Raw genomic sequence first — 15,913 nt, forward strand, 5'->3', positions numbered from 1 at the left:
AGACTTAAGGAGATACACCGGCCTCAGCCGCTTCTTCCTGGGGAGTAATCGGCACACCGTCCTGCAAATTTAATAGACCAGTGGTCACAATCTCTTCTCCGGCGGAGAGACCCTCTAGCACTTGAAAGTTGTTGCCCTGCATAGCGCCCAATGTAACTGGTCGTAGCTGAGCAACCGGTCCCTCAATGGGGGGCTGCCCATCTTCTGGCGGTGGTGCATCAGCTGCTACATAAACAAAGGATTGTCCCCCTAAACGGGTAATGGCCGTCGCTGGAATCAATAGACCAGGACGTTCATCTAAAATAACGCGCACGTCTACGCGCTGGTTATCCTGTAAATTGCCTGCTAAATTCGAAAACCGAGCCTTTGCCAATACGGTTTGGGTTGAGACATCTGTTTGAGGTGAAATGAAACTTAGAGCACCAGTAGCCACGGGTTCGCCAGCACCAAAGGTCAGTAGCTCCACCGGCATGCCCAGTTGAATTTCACCGAGCTGTTCAGCAGGAATATCTATCTCCAGCTCCAGCACTTCATTTTGGGTGATGGTGGTCAATGTCCCCCCCACTTGCACATAATCCCCCAGTTCCACTGGAATATCGCCAACCACACCGGCAATCGGTGCGGTCACCGTTTTATCCAGCAAGTCTTCACGGGTGGCCTCTGCTGTGGCTTGGGACTGTTCTAGAAATGCCTCGGCTTGGCTCAGACTTGCCTGAGCCGCCTCAATTTCCTCTGTGGCAGCCTCTAAAGACGCAATGGCCGCGTCGCGATCGCGTTCTACCTCATCCAGTTCCTGCTGAGACTGAGCCCCTGCCTCCACAAGACGTTGTGTACGCCCAAATTCAGTGTTTTGTAACTTCACATCTGCTTCTATGCGAATACGCTGCGCCACCAACGATTGCAGTTGAGCCCGAGAGTTATCCCGAGCCGATTGCGCTGCACTGACACTGGCCAACGCTGCACTCAGCTCAGCTTGAGAGCGATCGGCACTCAGCTCCATAATGGGATCACCTGCCGCTATCTGGTCACCGGATGAAACATAGATGCGAGTAATCCGACCATCGGCTTCCGGCTGCAGCACCACCCCCGCTTGGGCGTCTAACGTGCCAACAAACGTAGCCTGATCGCGTAAAGTTTCTGGCCGCATCTGTTCTATTGTGACAGGAACAGCACCCCCCATGGGCATACCCGATGGTCCGCCACCTCTACCTAACAATAGCCACAGTGCAAAGCCTCCTCCAGCCAACACAATCAAAGTTGCCAGCCAAATCAACCAGTTACGCTGACTTGGGACCTGAGATGACACAGAGGAGGACTGCATGGAGGATGTCTCTAATGCTGTTGAAGAACCAGAGTGTGAAGTCATAAAAGCTAAAAAACTGACAGGAGCCGCTAGCAGCGATCCTTGGTCGATAGTTCCATATTATCGAACTTTGACAGATTCAAACCGAAGTTCGGATAATGTTCAGACAATAAACAGGTGGAAAAACAATTGGATCACCTAAGGACCAAAAGACAAACCATCGTTGAATTTAACGGATGCCCCATGGCATTGAACAATTACAACAACGTTGTGTTTAAATTCTCTTGTGGGACTAAAAATAGGCTAGAAAGTAACTCTCAAAAAACTCCGTACAACAAAAAACGCGACTGGTGCAGGTTGAATAAGTCAAACGCCTAGTAAACGCTGTACTAGGGCCTGATATGGTCCACCATAGCGCATATCTATTTTTTTATGGGGCGTGTTTTTTTGATGGAATCCCATGAGTGGCATTCATGATCAGGATTGTATTCAGTCAATGCTGGTGGGCCAGGGATATTAGCGATCTCACAGTTAATTTTCAGGCAGTCAGGGCCGATTTTTTAGGTGTGTATCATGTATTACCGATATTCCCCTGACAACATCTGCTGCTAGACCCCCTCAATTTATAGTGGACTCTAGCTACTCAAAAGAAGATGCCTATTCCTCTGGTGATTATTACTTTCTCGATGAGCGTCATTTAGTGCAAAAACGTTCAAGACAGGCCTAGTTAAGCCGATCTAAGCTTTGGGTGATCTTGCATTAGATATTCCCATGACTATGGTCTCTAAGCTGACCCAGCGTCCCTGGCATGAGTTTTGGGCGGGGGCTCGGCAAACTATCCCCCTGATCGTCGGCGCAATTCCGTTTGGCATTATCTTTGGTACCCTGGCTCAGTCCAGCGGACTCTCCTTTGGGGGGGCGATGGGTATGTCAGCCGTTGTCTTTGCTGGTTCGTCCCAGTTTATTGCCTTGGGGCTGTTGGCAGCGGATACCCCCATCGGTATTATCATTCTGACGACCTGGGTGGTCAATCTGCGACATCTGCTCTACGCCGTTAGCCTTGTTCCCTATGTCAAACACCTTAGCCAGACATGGAAGTTACCGTTGGGGTTTTGGCTGACTGATGAAAATTTTATGGTGGCCATCCAACGCTATCGCCAGGATGATCCATCCCCTCACAAACATTGGTTTCAGTTTGGCTCAGCCCTGGCCATGTATGTTAATTGGCAACTGTGCACCCTGCTGGGGCTGACACTGGGTCAAAGCATTCCCAATGCCAGTGCCTGGGGGTTGGACTTTGCCATGGTCGCCACCTTTATTGGCATGACAATTCCCTATTTAACGAATCGACCCATGGTGGCTACGGTTGTCACGGCAGGCGTTACGGCTCTGCTCGCCCGAGGCTTGCCCCATCAATTGGGTCTGATGGTCGCTGCGATCGCAGGCATCCTTGTGGGTGTCCTACTCGAAAACTACTCAAAGAAGCTCAAAGAAGAACTATGACGAACGAAGTACTACTGCTGGGCGGCATGACCCTTGTCACCTTCTTGATCCGCTACCCGCTCCTCGCCATGAGTGGTCACATTACCTTGCCACCTCGACTACTGCAGGCCCTAACCTATGTCCCTCCGGCGGTATTAACTGCCATTATTGTCCCCAGCGTCCTCATAGAAGGCGGTAACCTTTGGCTCGGGGTGGGTAATCCGCGTCTGATGGGTGCTCTAGCTGCGTTAGGGGTGGGGCTTTGGAAAAAGAATCTGCTGCTAACAATTCTTGTCGGCATGGGAGTCTTTTTGGTGTGGCAAACTCTTTTTAGTTGACATCGCAGCATAGGCGTATGTTATCTCTGGGCAGGCACAAGGCACTGCCCCTACAGGGTTTTCGGGGTGGGTCTCCTCTCAACTCGCTCTAATTTCACAACTTCAGCTATGCCATTTTTCACGGTCCAAAAGACGCTGTAATGGCTGACCTGCATATTCCAGCGCTGCCCCTCTCGGCCATCTTTTCCACGTTCATATCCTGGACGTGGATCCTGCGCTAGGGTCTCTTCAATTAAACGGCGTAGTTTCTCTGGTTCAGGCTCTAGGCTTTCAATTAAAACTGATTCAGCGTTGTTATTCCAGCGCACTGGCAACAATATTTGCTGCTCCACCGTCCAGGCTCCATCAGCTGTGGGAATTGCATCTGCATAGGGCACATAGGGTTTGACATCAATAACCGGCGTACCATCTAAAAAGTCTCCTCCCTGCACCTGCAAACGCAATTTTCTCTTCTTTTCAGTCATTCCCAACAGTTTGACAGCACTCATGCCAATGGCATTGGGGCGGTTGGGGCTACGGGTGGCATAGACGCCAACACTCTTATTACCCCCTAAGCGTGGGGGTCTCACCAGGGGCTTAAAATCACCGTAGGATTGCCCATGGAATATAAACAAAACCCACAGATGAGAAAACTCCTGGATGCCCCGCAGTGCTAATTTATTCTCTTCTGTAGCCTCAAAAACAATATCTGCGTAGGCCGACTCTACCAACCCCGCCTGCCGAGGAATGCCAAATCGATCGGGATAACAAGATTGAATATAAGCTATGGGGGTAAACGTAACCTCGGCAACCATCAGACAGCGGCATCAAACACCTCCCAAGCATAATCGATGTAGGGGCGTTGCATGTAACGCCCCTACATTGCCTAAGTTCACGCCCTTAAATTGCCCCCGTCATTACCCGCACACCCGAAGGGTCAGGGTCCGTTTGACGGCCATCAATGGTGACAAATAACTCTGTGGTTTTTACCCCCTCCGGTGGTGTTTCATTGGGGGTAAATCTGACAAATATAGAACCATCGTCTCCCGTATTAAACTCACCACAGTAAATAACTGTTCCGTTCTCTAACGCTAACCACATCCGATAAACCTCGTCTGGTGGCAGCGGTGGCAAATCGCCTAATGAGACAATCACCTCTTGCCAATTACCGGGGGTAAATAATAGTGTGCCAGCCGCGTTGGTGCCATTGCCCGTCAACGCAATTAGCCGACTGTTGGGCTGTTGTAAAATGGCAGCCACTCGATCTTCTTCGAGCTGTTGGGCCAGTTGCTGCCGTAGTCTTAGATTGTCAGTGGCTAGGGCTAGGGTTGCGATCGCAACCAGCCCCACCAAAATTTTCCAAATAACTCCCTTAGAACCCTGGGGCAAAACAGGTGCCGTTTCAAGTGACTTAGAGGGTACTAAAAACCGCTCCCGTAAACTTTCCGGTGGCGATATCTGCGTTAATCCTTGGGGCAGCAGCTCAAAACTCGCCTCCAGAGAATGCAATTCTTTCAAAACTGCCGGATCATCAAGGGCCAGCTGCTCCACCTGCGCCACCTCTTCCGAGGTTAAGTCCCCCAGCACATAACCTGAGAGCAACATATATTTTTCTTCTGGCAACGGACCGGGCCTGTTGTTGCTCATCATTCAACCACATCCCCTAATCGCTTCCTCAGTTCAATGAGCCCCTGACGCGCTCGCGTTTTTACAGTTCCCAAAGGCATATTTAACTGTCGAGCAATATCTGCATGGCTAATGCCCTGATAAAAGTTCATTTCTAGAACCTGACGCTGCTGATCTTTAAGTTGTGAGAGGGCTTGTCGCAAGGTTTCTTGCTGTTCTGATAAGGTGGCATTTTCCAGGGGCGTTATGGTGCGATCCGGTAAGGATTTTAATTGCTGTAGAGAACGCTTTTGGGTACTGCGCTTAGCAATTCGATCTAAGGCTCGCGAGCGAGTCACCAGGCTTAGATACGTACTTAAGACAGACCGATTAGGGTCATACTTATCCTGTTTCCAAAAATTAAAAAATATTTCCTGGGTGAGGTCTTCAGCTTCAGCGGGTTGTTTTAAAAATCTCAAGGCAACCGTATAAACTAAGCCACCATAGCGATCGTAGAGAACAGTAAGTGCTTCCTGGTGTCCAGCTCTCAAGCTACGAATTAACTCACTATCAGAAGCATCTGTAGAAAAACGAGCCATGTATTAGGGTACTGGGGTAATTGACCGCCTACCTAACGAGTATATAAAAAGGACCACACCCCAAGGGACATGATCCTCATCTCAGTTTAAACCAATCCAAATAAAGGACTAGCCCACTGAATTAGCCCAATCCTTAGCCCAGTTCAAGTGCTTGTGCACTTCTTCAAGGGTGGCTGCTTCGGAATAGAGACGCAGTACTGGCTCGGTGCCACTAAAGCGAATCAATAACCAGCTGCCATCCGCCAGGGTGAACTTATAACCATCAATGGAAAGCACATCACCTACGACCTTACCGGCAACTTCAGTCGGTGTAGCATTTTGGAGTTGTTCCAGCAGCTTAGCCCGCACATCCATATTGGCCAGGGGCAAGTCAATCCGATCATAGGCTCCTGTGAAACCAGTCTGCTGGCGTAAAGCCTGGTGCAGCTGACCAAAATCTTTACCACTTTTCACCACAGCCTCTAGCAGATACAGCGCCGATAACAACGCATCTCGCTCAGGAATGTGATGGCCATAGCCAATGCCGCCAGATTCTTCACCGCCGATTAACACCTTAGTTTCTAGCATGCGATCGGCAATGTACTTATAGCCAATGGGCGTTTCATGCACCGATAGGCCATGGAGCTCAGCGACCTTTTGCATCAGGTTAGAGCCGCTAATGGTTTTGATCACTTCACCCTCAAAACTACGGCGTTCCTTCAGGTGCTCAATCAAAATAGGAATGAGTACCTGGGAGCTCAAAAACTCGCCCTGGCCATCCATGCCAGCTACCCGGTCACTGTCACCATCGAAGATAATACCGACCGTCAAACCTTTGCCACCAGACTGGTAACGCTCTTTGATGGCCTTGTAGAGCTTGGGAATATACTTGGGCAAGGGCTCAGGAGCCCCCCCTTCAAACAGAGGGTCTGCGTCGCCATTAATTTCATGGATGGGCATGCCAAGGATTTTTTCAAACCCGCCTGCAGCAGAACCATGCATCACATCTGCAAACAGCGTTAGCTGGCCATCAGCAATGGCAGAGCGAATAGCGTCGATGTCCACCATGCCCTGAAGTGCTTGACAGTAACTAGGCCAGGGATCAAAAGATGTAATTGTGCCCGGCTTATCAGCCACGGGCTTCCCCTGGGGCAGCATCGACTCTACTTTCTTAGTGACATCGGGGGAAACGGAACCGCCAAATGCACCTTTAACCTTTAAGCCAGAGTAGGCAGCGGGGTTGTGACTAGCCGTGATCACAATGGCACCCAACGCGCTTTTTTCGTGAGCCGCCCAGCTAAAGGCAGGGGTGGGTGCAAAACATTCAGATAACAATACGTCGTAACCAGCCTGGGCAATTGCCTCAGCGGCATGGCCTGCAAATTCAGGGGATAGAAAACGGCGGTCGTAACCCACAATCACTGTACGGCTGCCGTTGCTGCCGAAACAGTCTTCGAGAACTTTAGCGGACAGAGCGGCCACTAGCTCAACACGCTCAAAGGTAAAGTCGGCGGCAATCATGCCACGCCAACCATCTGTACCAAACTTAATCGATTTACCTACAAATACCGATGGAGATAATGCGGTTGCCATAATGATTTCAGTAATGCCACATCTAAGGAATTCACAGATGCTAAGGGAGATCCTGATCCCCTCAGCAGTTTAAACAGTGCCCTTAGCAAATGCCAGAGGGGAAAGCCCCATAACACAGTATTTTTCGAACCTAGCCTTACTGAAATAGACTGACGAGTGCTCTGAAGAGTTGCCTAGACAGCAAATTTGAGCAAATGCCGCAACCACGGCAGCATTAGTAGGTATAGCTCGCTACACAGAGCGTCCTTATACAGAAAGTCCTTCAATGGTAAATGGCGCATCGGCAAAGAGCTCGATCATGGCGATATTACTCATATTCTCTAGTTTTAGAATCTGGAGAGGTAGCAGGGCCGTTTCTGAGCTATTGGGCCACCGGAAGGCCTTATCGCTGTGGATTTGCAGCACCTTGCCGCCACTTTCTAATACCTTGAGCACCATGGGTTGTGTGCAACGACCCCAGAGGCAGAAGGAGTCGACGTCGTCGTCTAGGGCGATGGACAAGCGGTTGTCATTACCCGTTGGCATGATTATCCGCTCTCCTACTCGTGCCACAAACCTGGGGTTAGAAGGGATCAGTGCGATCGCACATCCAAAACTCACCCCGGCAAACTGGCTTGTTACCATTTCCAATGGCTTCAAAACTTGAAAATCAAACCCCGTAGGGACATTAGTTATGTTCAGTACATCTGCCTCTAATGCATCGGCAGTGGGTGAACAGTCAATATTGAGAGCAAACACGGATGGTCTCCTAAGCGGTTAACTTTCGCTACATTGGCAGACTCAGTAATTCCTTACCTGTCTGTATCAAATCGCAGCGCATAGCAACAGCAACATGAATAGTGTGTCAGTAAAGTGGGAACAACTCACACCCTTAGGGTAAGGATGCACATATGAAACCAAATTGAAACGTTAGATATATAAAGAAACTAACGAACATAGGCTTAGAACCTTGAAAAATCAGTAAAGCCCTTGGCAATCATAGTGCATATCTCAGATTTACTACGTTTCCCTCTAAGTTATGCCTATTAGCATGAACTAATAAGTCACTCTAAAAGTGAGTGTGATAACCTAGTTTGGTAGCAGTAATAACCTGTAGCAATAATTCAGGTATAAATCACTTGAATTAGCGATTGCTTAAGGTGAGCTGAGACGGGATGTAGCGCAGTTTGGTAGCGCACTTCGTTCGGGACGAAGGGGCCGCTGGTTCGAATCCAGTCATCCCGATTTTGTAACTGATCAACTGGCATGTGCATGCGTACTAAGAGTTGCCAGACAGCTGGACTGCTAGTTCAGCTGTCCTAAAAAATGGAATAATCTAGCCGACAAACCCATAACTTCTGATATGCATCCAGAAATAGCTACAGATTTTGTCATATCAATCACAAACACTCGCTCACACATTTAACTAGCATCCCTATCAACGCTAGTAAGTCTGTTCAATCAAACCCTGATGTCTCGATACTTGAGGCAGTGTAGTAATATCCCCCAAAAAACTGGTAGTAACTACTACCTACGCAGGACATGTAGATATCACCAGTAAGCCAGCAACATATATTTATGTTGGTAGTGGGTATTGCGCTAATAAAAGCGTCATACCCATAAATTTAGCATCCTCAGCAAAAAAATGAGTAAGCTGTGTTACTAACCCCTCCAACCATATATAGCGTAAGCTCAGAGCCTCAAATAATAAGGTTTTTATTTGCACGACAATTGGCGTACGTATCTCTGCTAAATGCCTAGCTTTAGTGACCATTGTAACAATTGTCCCTGGTGAGTTTCACTATGGTCCAAAATTTTGAGCTGCCAACGTCCATGTATCCCAGCGTTCATCAACAAACTTAAGGCAGGCGTATTTTCAAAGGTATAGGTCTTGCGTAACTGGGTTTGTCGCCCCAATGTACGTCCTTGCAATAACACGGATTTTCCTGGGGGCGACATCACTGCAATGGACAGATCTCCCAAAAAGCCATGGCGAATCTCTACATAAATTTGAATATCTTGCAGCGTCCCTCGCTGATTGATCGTAATCCCAGCCTTCTGCATCGCGGTTCTATCAGCTGGGATAGTTAAGGTAACGGCACTTGTCCGTTCAATCACCTTGCTGAGACGGCGATGGGCCAGATGCCGATCTTGAGCTGCTTTAACTGCCTTGTAAGCATTCACTTTCCCATAGCCAAACCATAGAGAATGGCCACGATTGTCGTAGCTGCCATAGGCCAATCCCAGCTGAGGATCAGGCGTTTTGTCTTCAATTTTGTCGGCAGTATCTTGCAAAATTTGCTTCACCTCACCCGCATCCAAGTCTGGATTGGCTGATAGCATCAAGCCCACCACGCCTGCCACGACAGGACAAGCACTCGATGTACCACCAAATGAACTGGTATAGCTGGTCCGGCTATACCCCGTCCTACCTGTGCGATCGGCGGTGGTCATGCCCAAACCAGCAAACGATCCGTTCACTAAAGGCCCGGTTTCCACCTGTCCTACATCTGGTAACGCCATACTCGGCGGTCCATTATTGCTGGGTGCTGCCACAGAGACATGTTTGCCCCAATTGCTGTAGACGGCTTTCTGATTCAAGCTAGTGCTGGCTGACACTGTGATCACATCCGGATGCATTGCAAACCCACCCAGCCATTGGGTCACTCCCCGTAAGGCATTTTTAGGCCAGCCGAGCTCACGCACCTTGCCGTTTAACGGTCGGTTGGCATTGCCAGCTGAAAACAGCACCACACACCCTTTACCATTACGTCCCTTGGTAGCAGCGCGATTAATGGCATTACGCTGGCGCAGCGACAGGGGGAAATAAACCGCTGCGGGGGACCAGCTACAGGAAATCACGGATGCGCCCCGACTAACCGCCCCTTCAAACAGCTGCTCGATCGATTCATCGTCGAGATACCCAGTCGTTTGAATCGGCATAAAGCTACAGCCTGGAGCCACCCCCACAACACCACTACCGGTTTCTTCTGCCACGGCTAAGCCAGCCACCGCTGTACCATGATTCTCATGGGCCTGACTAGGCATGGGTAAACCATCACGATGCTTCAGATCGGACGGAGCAACTAATTTCCCCATGCCTTGTAAATCTGGGTGGTTGAGATCAAAGGCATCATCGGTTACCGCAATCACCACTGAGCGGCTACCCCGAGTAATGTCCCAAGCTTTTTCTGCATCAATATGGGACTTTGAAGCCAGGCCACGTCCCCCTTGATGCTGTAAATGCCACTGTTCACTATAAAGCGAGTCTTTGGGCCGATATAGGGGAGCTGTAGACACGACCACATTGGGCTCAGCCACTAACACCTGAGCATTACGCATCAGGCGATTGGCTAGTTTAATGGGATTCTCGGCTGCTGCCTTAGTGACCCGAAAAATATAGGTACGTTCGGTCCCATCCAATCCTTTTTCGCGGATAAGGCCTAGCTCCCTTGCGAGTTCGTCAATGGTTCTTAAAGGGAACTCAGTCGTAAACTGTACAGTGAGCTGATCCAGTAAATAAATATGGGTCTTAGGACTGGCCGCTAACTCATATACATGACTGGCAAAGCGTATGCTGTCCAACTGGCGCGCCATCTGTAGAGCGTTCTCTAGCTGCTGACGATGCACCTTCAAGGCTATGAGCTGTCCCCGCGCCACTGATTTCACAGCGAGGGGACGCCATTCCTGCTTAAGGTGCTCCAGCAAACTCGACTGTTCTTCCAAGGTTTCAATCCGAATTGTCAGCCAGTTGTGCACCTTATAGAGCAAGAGTTCCTCGCCACCCCGTTGCAAAATCACCCCTGCTTGCTCTGGGCTAACCCCTTGTAAGCTTTCTCCTGTAGTCATTTCAGGTACTTCACGGACAACATCCACTTTGACAATAGGCACAATGCCTGGAAATCTAAAATCTGTGTATTGATAACCTCTGTAACGATATATTAGGGTTCTAAAACCTAGATCCCTCTGTGAACCAAATCGTTACGCTTTGTTATCCCGCCTTGTCATCAATTGCCTTGTCATCAATTTAGTCGGCCCCATGGTTTCTTTATCACACATTGTTCAACCTGGTATGTTCTCCTTTTTAGGAGCAGCCGCTAGTTTTGCTCTGTTGGCTCCTGTTGCCCCAGCAGCCTCCATAGCTACCTCAGACGCCACGGAGACTTTATCTTCCCCCACTCTGTTGGCTCAGGGAGACATCGATGCAGGCTTAGGAATTGCACCTGGGGAAGGCCTCATGGCAGAGGCAGAAGCCGCCATTGAGAGTCAGGACTATGATCTAGCCGTCCTCAAACTTCAAGAAGCCAGAGAAATTTTAAACCAAACGTCCAACAGCTACCAAAATATTGCAGCAGCCTTTACAGGGGTGGACGCAGACATCAGCAGTAGCTTGCGCATCAGTGCCCGTGATGCCGCCCAGATGCGTGATCAGGCCACCTATAGACAGGCTCTGATCTATCGGGCCCAGGGGCAGGCAGAATTGGCCGTTCCACTGCTAGTGGAAATTGTACAAAGCCAGGGGCCTAACCGCGATCTAGGTCTGGATGGCTATCAACAATTGTTTGAACTGGGCTTTGTCAGCCGACCTTATCGCCGCACAGGGTCTGAAGATCCCAGTAATGCCGTTGCCAACGTCGCCCGACCCCTGAATCAAGGGGATAGTCCTACGGGGATTCGTGCGGCTGAACTTTTGATTAACGAAGCGGATGCCGCCTACGCTGCTGCTGACTACGCCACCGCGGTGGCGCGCCTACAGGCTGCAAGGGAAACCTTAAATCAATCTTCTGGTTATTATCAAAGTCTATTGACCACGTTCTCAGGAATTGACCGTCGCGTTAGCAACGAGATGCGGCAACAAGCCCTGGAGGCAGCGGAGCTTAGGGATCAGGCCTCCTTAAAACAAGCGCGTGCCTATCAAGCACAACAGCAGCCTACGTTAGCTATTCCCCTATTAGTGGAAGTACTTAGCAGCCAAAACCCCACCCGTGCTCTGGGACAGCAGGCTTACGATCAGCTCCTTGAAATTGGGTTTGTCGCTCAGCCCTACATTGTCAATGAAGAGACGGCAACCTCCTCTGAGCAATAAGTGCTCATAACAGCTATCTCCATCTTACGTACATCGATTGGCCATGTACATGGATTGGCCGAGTAGGGTGAACCTAAGTCAAGATAGTTAGGGTAGGCAGTGTCTGCTGTTCACGTTTAATGTTGAGCATCACCCACTGTCTATATCAAGCAGCTTCGAATTTTTCTCACCGACTTTTTCCTATGATTCCTGCCAACCAAGTAGAGCAACTGATTAAAGCAAAGCTACCCGATGCCCAGGTAACCATCCAGGATCTAACGGGTACTCAAGATCATTATCAAGCCACGATCGTCTCCACCTCATTTGAGGGACTCAATCTCGTTAAACAGCATCAGCTGGTGTACGGCAGCGTTAATGCAGCGATGGTAACGGGCGATCTCCATGCGCTGACCCTTAAAACCTTTACTCCTGAGGAGTGGGCCCAGCAGGGTTAACACAATGGGACAAATCGTTCGATAAGATTACATAGAACAACTGGCGTTGCTGATTCTTAAAAGGACTCAAGCTCAAAAGGTCTGGCCAATAGCGTGTGTCCCCACAGCTTTATCCTGTAAATCAGCGACGTCAAACAGTTAGCTTAGTTATTGAGTGCTATAGCCATGTCTCCAGAAGTCAAAGAAAAAATCGACAGCTTGCTCGCATCCAACAAAATTCTTGTGTTTATGAAGGGTACTAAGCTGATGCCCCAGTGCGGGTTTTCCAACAATGTTGCCCAAATTCTTAACTCTTTGGGTGCTCCTTATGAAACCATCGATGTGCTGGCAGATTACGACATCCGTCAGGGCATTAAAGAATATTCCAACTGGCCAACGATTCCCCAGGTTTATATCGGCGGTGAATTTATTGGTGGTTCAGACATCATGATCGAACTCTATCAAAGTGGCAAGCTACAGGAAATGGTTGAAGTCGCTTTGGCATCTTAAACAGTAGAAATAGGAGGGCATCGCTGATGGATGTCCTCCTGAACGCTAAGAAATATTTGACAAAATTCCTAGCTAAACATTAACGATAGTCATGTTCGGGCTGGGGTTGTGCTGTAACGAAGTTTGAGGAATCAAATAAAAACCGATTTACTTCATCCTCTAGACGATGGATCAAATAGGGCTCTAGGGCATCCGAATGACGGAGCGCTGCTAAATACCCTTCGAGATAGCGTCGTAAGTCGTCATTACGGTATCCACGATTCCACTGATCCACTAGGGCATCGGTAATTCTCTGGTAGTAGCGAATTGTTTTTGCATCTTGAAGCATTGTGTGTGGGCCTCCTCTAAACCGCTTGATCGGGACCTATCTGCTAGCGCTGTGGATGAGTCAATAATGGGGGGCTTGCTAGTCGACTTTCTGCTAAATAACCGACATTTATCCGATGGAGACGAATCACCGATGTAGTGACGGAAAAACAGTTGTAAGAATTAGAATTGCGGGGGGTAGATACAGCTATATTTATTCTTGCACTATTTATTCCAACGCTCAGGTTTATGTAAACTTTTTTTGTTTTTTCAGTATTCTTTCTAAGATTTTATCAGCTTAATTTGAGCCATTATTCGATCCTTTGCAAATTATATAGAGTTGACTAACGGGTTTACATTGCTAACTGTGGTGGTTTCGTCTCTGTAATAGTTGCATTATGGATATATGAGTATCTACCCAAAGACCAGATATAAATACGGACGCATCATCAGCCCCGTAGCCGCAACTACAAAATATTCTTGAGGTCTTTGATACTCTTCTACGAGAGTGTTATGAAGCCTGGGCTTCTCAATTAGCTGTGGCCTCTACGTGTATTCAAATTATTGAGGGTAATCCTCACCTGAGATCGCTACTTAGTTGGCATCTTCAACAGGCAGGCTATCGAGTGAACCAGTCTGCTGACATTATGCGGGCTAAGGAAACCTTTCAGACGGCCCAGCCTAGCCTGGTAATTCTGGAAACAGAGCTGTCGGATGGTAATGGTTTAGAGCTTTGCCAATGGTTACAGCAGCGAGGGCGTCCTCTGGTGATGATCCTATCTGCTAAGTCGGGTGAGCCGGATGTGGTGGCAGGGTTACAGGCCGGAGCCGATGATTATCTCAAAAAGCCCTTTGGCATGCAAGAATTTTTGGCGAGGGTCGAAGCGCTGACGCGACGCAATCGTAAAATCACGGCCCCTGCGTCGTTGACCTATGGCGATTTGAATATCGACTTAATACAGCGTCGGGTGCGCTTTAAGGAGCAGTTTATTGACCTGACACCCCAAGAGTTTAGTTTGTTGTATGTGCTTACCCAAGCCGAAGGATCGCCTTTGAGCCGGGCTGACTTACTGCGACGGGCTTGGCCCGATGCCATCGATAATCCCCGCACGGTTGATACCCACGTGTTATCGCTGCGTAAAAAGATTGAGGTGGATCCCCGCCAGCCAAGTGTTATTCAGACCGTACGCAATGTGGGTTATCGGTTGAATATTGAGCGGTTGCATACGCATAACCATCATCCGGTGGGTGTAGGTGTGGCTAAGGCCGTCAATGCGGTTTGAGGATATCTCAATTAAAAATTGTAGGGACGTTTCTACGATTTTTCGTTCCAATCATCATCCCAATCGTCTTCTTTTTGGGCGTCTACAATGGCTTGCTTTAAGTGCCCCCAATGCACCTGACTAACGGGTTGGTAGCTTACCAGTTTGCCCCCCTGCACATATAAAACATGGGTGGCCCAATCTTTCATAAGTTCTAGCTGGTGGTTGACCATGACAACAGCACTGACCTTGTCTAGGGTGGCGAGATAGCTGAGTAAGTACTGGGCGTAACCGGTATCTTGGGCGGCAGTGGGTTCATCGAGCAGTACGATGTCAGGTTCAGTGGCCAAGGTACGTGCGATCGCAACCCGCTGACGCTGCCCCACCGATAGTTCCACCGCCTGACGACCTAGCCAATCTTGGGGAATTTTTAACCGCTCTAGCCACGGCTGTAATGTACGTCTGGCAGAGGCGGCACCGACGCCACGCAGGCGGGCCGGGTAACACAGGCTTTCTTCTACAGACTGGTCCAGTAGCGTACTATCTTGCATCACCAGACCGACTTTGCGGCGTAGGTCTATCACTGAATAGTGTTTGAGGGGTTGCTGTTGATAGGTGATCTGACCGTCACTCGGATCGCTGAGACGGTTCATGAGTCGTAGCAGTGTCGTTTTACCTGCCCCCGATGGTCCGACAATGGCAAGGCGAGATTTGGCTGCGATCGCAAACGATATGCGATCCAACAATAGACCCATACCCACATTGGCCCGCAAAGACACGTCGGTAAATTCTAGGACGGCATGACTGCTGTGCAAAACACATTACCCAGGCTAATTGACTAATTTATTTCAAACTACACCGCCGTGGGTAGCTGTCCACACGGCCCAAGCATCCATCAACAGCAAAAAGACTGTCATTACCAGCAAAAACAGGTACATCCATGGCTGCGCCAACGGTGTTACATCCTGAGTATCAATCCCAGTTTTTGCTTCCACCGTACGCACCAGTCGAGCAAACCCGACCACCCGCATTGGCAATAAATAAGCTCGGTCAGCGGCTGCAGTAATAAAGTAATAGACCGTGCCATTCTGTCCGGTTGAACGTGGCTTTAGAGCTTTAATCTCAGACCATTGCAAAAACCAACCACGCCAGGGCAGCGGTGACACCAGGGCAATCCCCTCATCGGAGGTTTGTACCTGTTCACTTAACCCTGCCCCCAGAAAAAGAGCTCCCACCAGAGCGAGTACCACCAGTAGCCCAGGGCCAACGGGGGCATCTGTTGCCTGGGCTAAAAATGGCAGTGGTAACAGTAACGCCACATAAAAACTGAGTAACGTCACCTTAATGAGTGGTGAAATACGAAACCGGTCAATTGGCTTATCCGCCGAAGACATAGGTATAGAGTCAAAAGCCACAGATTTTGAGCGTAACATTAGTTCAAAGAGTCTGGTCGTTGTGCTGCCATCCACGGGTAAATCC

General features: G+C 49.2%; 16 protein-coding genes and 1 tRNA gene. 7 read left to right on the top strand and 10 right to left on the bottom strand.

What is annotated here, in order from left to right; translation table 11 throughout:
- Nucleotides 1-4: 4 nt before the first annotated feature.
- Nucleotides 5-1,321 carry an efflux RND transporter periplasmic adaptor subunit gene (locus QGP82_RS31180; RefSeq protein WP_163696288.1) on the bottom strand — a complete coding sequence of 439 codons (1,317 nt, stop codon included), beginning with the start codon at nucleotides 1,319-1,321 and terminating at the stop codon, nucleotides 5-7.
- A 753-nt stretch (nucleotides 1,322-2,074) separates the two neighbouring features.
- On the opposite strand from QGP82_RS31180, the gene QGP82_RS31185 reads away from it, so the two are divergent.
- Both QGP82_RS31185 and QGP82_RS31190 read left to right on the top strand, forming a co-directional pair.
- Nucleotides 2,075-2,806: an AzlC family ABC transporter permease gene (locus tag QGP82_RS31185; RefSeq protein ID WP_163671386.1), complete on the top strand. Its 732-nt coding sequence runs from the start codon at nucleotides 2,075-2,077 to the stop codon at nucleotides 2,804-2,806.
- Nucleotides 2,803-3,123: an AzlD domain-containing protein gene (locus QGP82_RS31190; RefSeq protein ID WP_499061965.1), complete on the top strand. Its 321-nt coding sequence runs from the start codon at nucleotides 2,803-2,805 to the stop codon at nucleotides 3,121-3,123. The genes QGP82_RS31185 and QGP82_RS31190 overlap by 4 nt, the downstream gene beginning before the upstream one ends.
- Nucleotides 3,124-3,173: 50 nt before the next feature.
- On the opposite strand, the gene tsaA is transcribed toward QGP82_RS31190, so the two are convergent.
- The 5 genes from tsaA to QGP82_RS31215 form a co-directional block, all read right to left on the bottom strand.
- Nucleotides 3,174-3,917, bottom strand: a complete 744-nt coding sequence (gene tsaA / locus QGP82_RS31195; RefSeq protein WP_163671388.1) for a tRNA (N6-threonylcarbamoyladenosine(37)-N6)-methyltransferase TrmO — start codon at nucleotides 3,915-3,917, stop codon at nucleotides 3,174-3,176.
- Nucleotides 3,918-4,002: 85 nt separating this feature from the next.
- The gene (locus QGP82_RS31200) at nucleotides 4,003-4,752 is read right to left on the bottom strand and encodes an anti-sigma factor domain-containing protein (protein WP_499061966.1); all 750 of its coding nucleotides are present in this window, start codon (nucleotides 4,750-4,752) and stop codon (nucleotides 4,003-4,005) included.
- Entirely contained in the window at nucleotides 4,749-5,306 is a 558-nt protein-coding gene (locus tag QGP82_RS31205; RefSeq protein WP_163671390.1) for a sigma-70 family RNA polymerase sigma factor, read from the bottom strand. The genes QGP82_RS31200 and QGP82_RS31205 overlap by 4 nt, the downstream gene beginning before the upstream one ends.
- A 108-nt stretch (nucleotides 5,307-5,414) precedes the next feature.
- Nucleotides 5,415-6,878 carry a phosphoglucomutase/phosphomannomutase family protein gene (locus QGP82_RS31210; protein ID WP_499061967.1) on the bottom strand — a complete coding sequence of 488 codons (1,464 nt, stop codon included), beginning with the start codon at nucleotides 6,876-6,878 and terminating at the stop codon, nucleotides 5,415-5,417.
- A 246-nt stretch (nucleotides 6,879-7,124) separates the two neighbouring features.
- Nucleotides 7,125-7,616, bottom strand: coding sequence for a hypothetical protein (locus QGP82_RS31215; RefSeq protein WP_163671392.1), 492 nt, complete (start codon nucleotides 7,614-7,616; stop codon nucleotides 7,125-7,127).
- A gap of 412 nt (nucleotides 7,617-8,028) precedes the next feature.
- On the opposite strand from QGP82_RS31215, the gene QGP82_RS31220 reads away from it, so the two are divergent.
- Nucleotides 8,029-8,102: transfer RNA gene (locus QGP82_RS31220), tRNA-Pro, on the top strand.
- Between the two features lie 504 nt (nucleotides 8,103-8,606).
- Here QGP82_RS31220 and QGP82_RS31225 read toward each other — a convergent pair.
- Complete coding sequence (locus QGP82_RS31225) at nucleotides 8,607-10,706, bottom strand: S8 family serine peptidase (RefSeq protein WP_250565490.1); 2,100 nt, start codon at nucleotides 10,704-10,706, stop codon at nucleotides 8,607-8,609.
- Nucleotides 10,707-10,896: 190 nt separating this feature from the next.
- On the opposite strand from QGP82_RS31225, the gene QGP82_RS31230 reads away from it, so the two are divergent.
- The 3 genes from QGP82_RS31230 to grxD all read left to right on the top strand — a co-directional run bounded on the left by QGP82_RS31230 (nucleotide 10,897) and on the right by grxD (nucleotide 12,866).
- Nucleotides 10,897-11,943 (top strand): hypothetical protein, encoded by a 1,047-nt coding sequence (locus QGP82_RS31230; RefSeq protein ID WP_250565973.1) that lies wholly within the window; start codon nucleotides 10,897-10,899, stop codon nucleotides 11,941-11,943.
- Nucleotides 11,944-12,125: 182 nt separating this feature from the next.
- Nucleotides 12,126-12,377 (top strand): BolA family protein, encoded by a 252-nt coding sequence (locus QGP82_RS31235; protein WP_163671395.1) that lies wholly within the window; start codon nucleotides 12,126-12,128, stop codon nucleotides 12,375-12,377.
- Nucleotides 12,378-12,542: 165 nt separating this feature from the next.
- Entirely contained in the window at nucleotides 12,543-12,866 is a 324-nt protein-coding gene (gene grxD / locus QGP82_RS31240) for a Grx4 family monothiol glutaredoxin (RefSeq protein WP_006518443.1), read from the top strand.
- A 79-nt stretch (nucleotides 12,867-12,945) separates the two neighbouring features.
- On the opposite strand, the gene QGP82_RS31245 is transcribed toward grxD, so the two are convergent.
- Nucleotides 12,946-13,194, bottom strand: a complete 249-nt coding sequence (locus QGP82_RS31245; RefSeq protein ID WP_163671396.1) for a DUF6761 family protein — start codon at nucleotides 13,192-13,194, stop codon at nucleotides 12,946-12,948.
- Between the two features lie 517 nt (nucleotides 13,195-13,711).
- On the opposite strand from QGP82_RS31245, the gene QGP82_RS31250 reads away from it, so the two are divergent.
- Complete coding sequence (locus QGP82_RS31250) at nucleotides 13,712-14,455, top strand: winged helix-turn-helix domain-containing protein (protein ID WP_163671397.1); 744 nt, start codon at nucleotides 13,712-13,714, stop codon at nucleotides 14,453-14,455.
- 32 nt (nucleotides 14,456-14,487) lie between these two features.
- Here the strand turns inward: QGP82_RS31250 and QGP82_RS31255 are convergent, their stop codons facing one another.
- The gene (locus QGP82_RS31255; RefSeq protein ID WP_499061968.1) at nucleotides 14,488-15,249 is read right to left on the bottom strand and encodes an ABC transporter ATP-binding protein; all 762 of its coding nucleotides are present in this window, start codon (nucleotides 15,247-15,249) and stop codon (nucleotides 14,488-14,490) included.
- 33 nt (nucleotides 15,250-15,282) lie between these two features.
- Nucleotides 15,283-15,828: a hypothetical protein gene (locus QGP82_RS31260; protein ID WP_163703657.1), complete on the bottom strand. Its 546-nt coding sequence runs from the start codon at nucleotides 15,826-15,828 to the stop codon at nucleotides 15,283-15,285.
- Nucleotides 15,829-15,913 lie beyond the last annotated feature (85 nt).

Source organism: Leptothoe sp. LEGE 181152, from assembly GCF_032906605.1.
GTDB lineage: Bacteria > Cyanobacteriota > Cyanobacteriia > Phormidesmidales > Phormidesmidaceae > Leptothoe > Leptothoe turfae.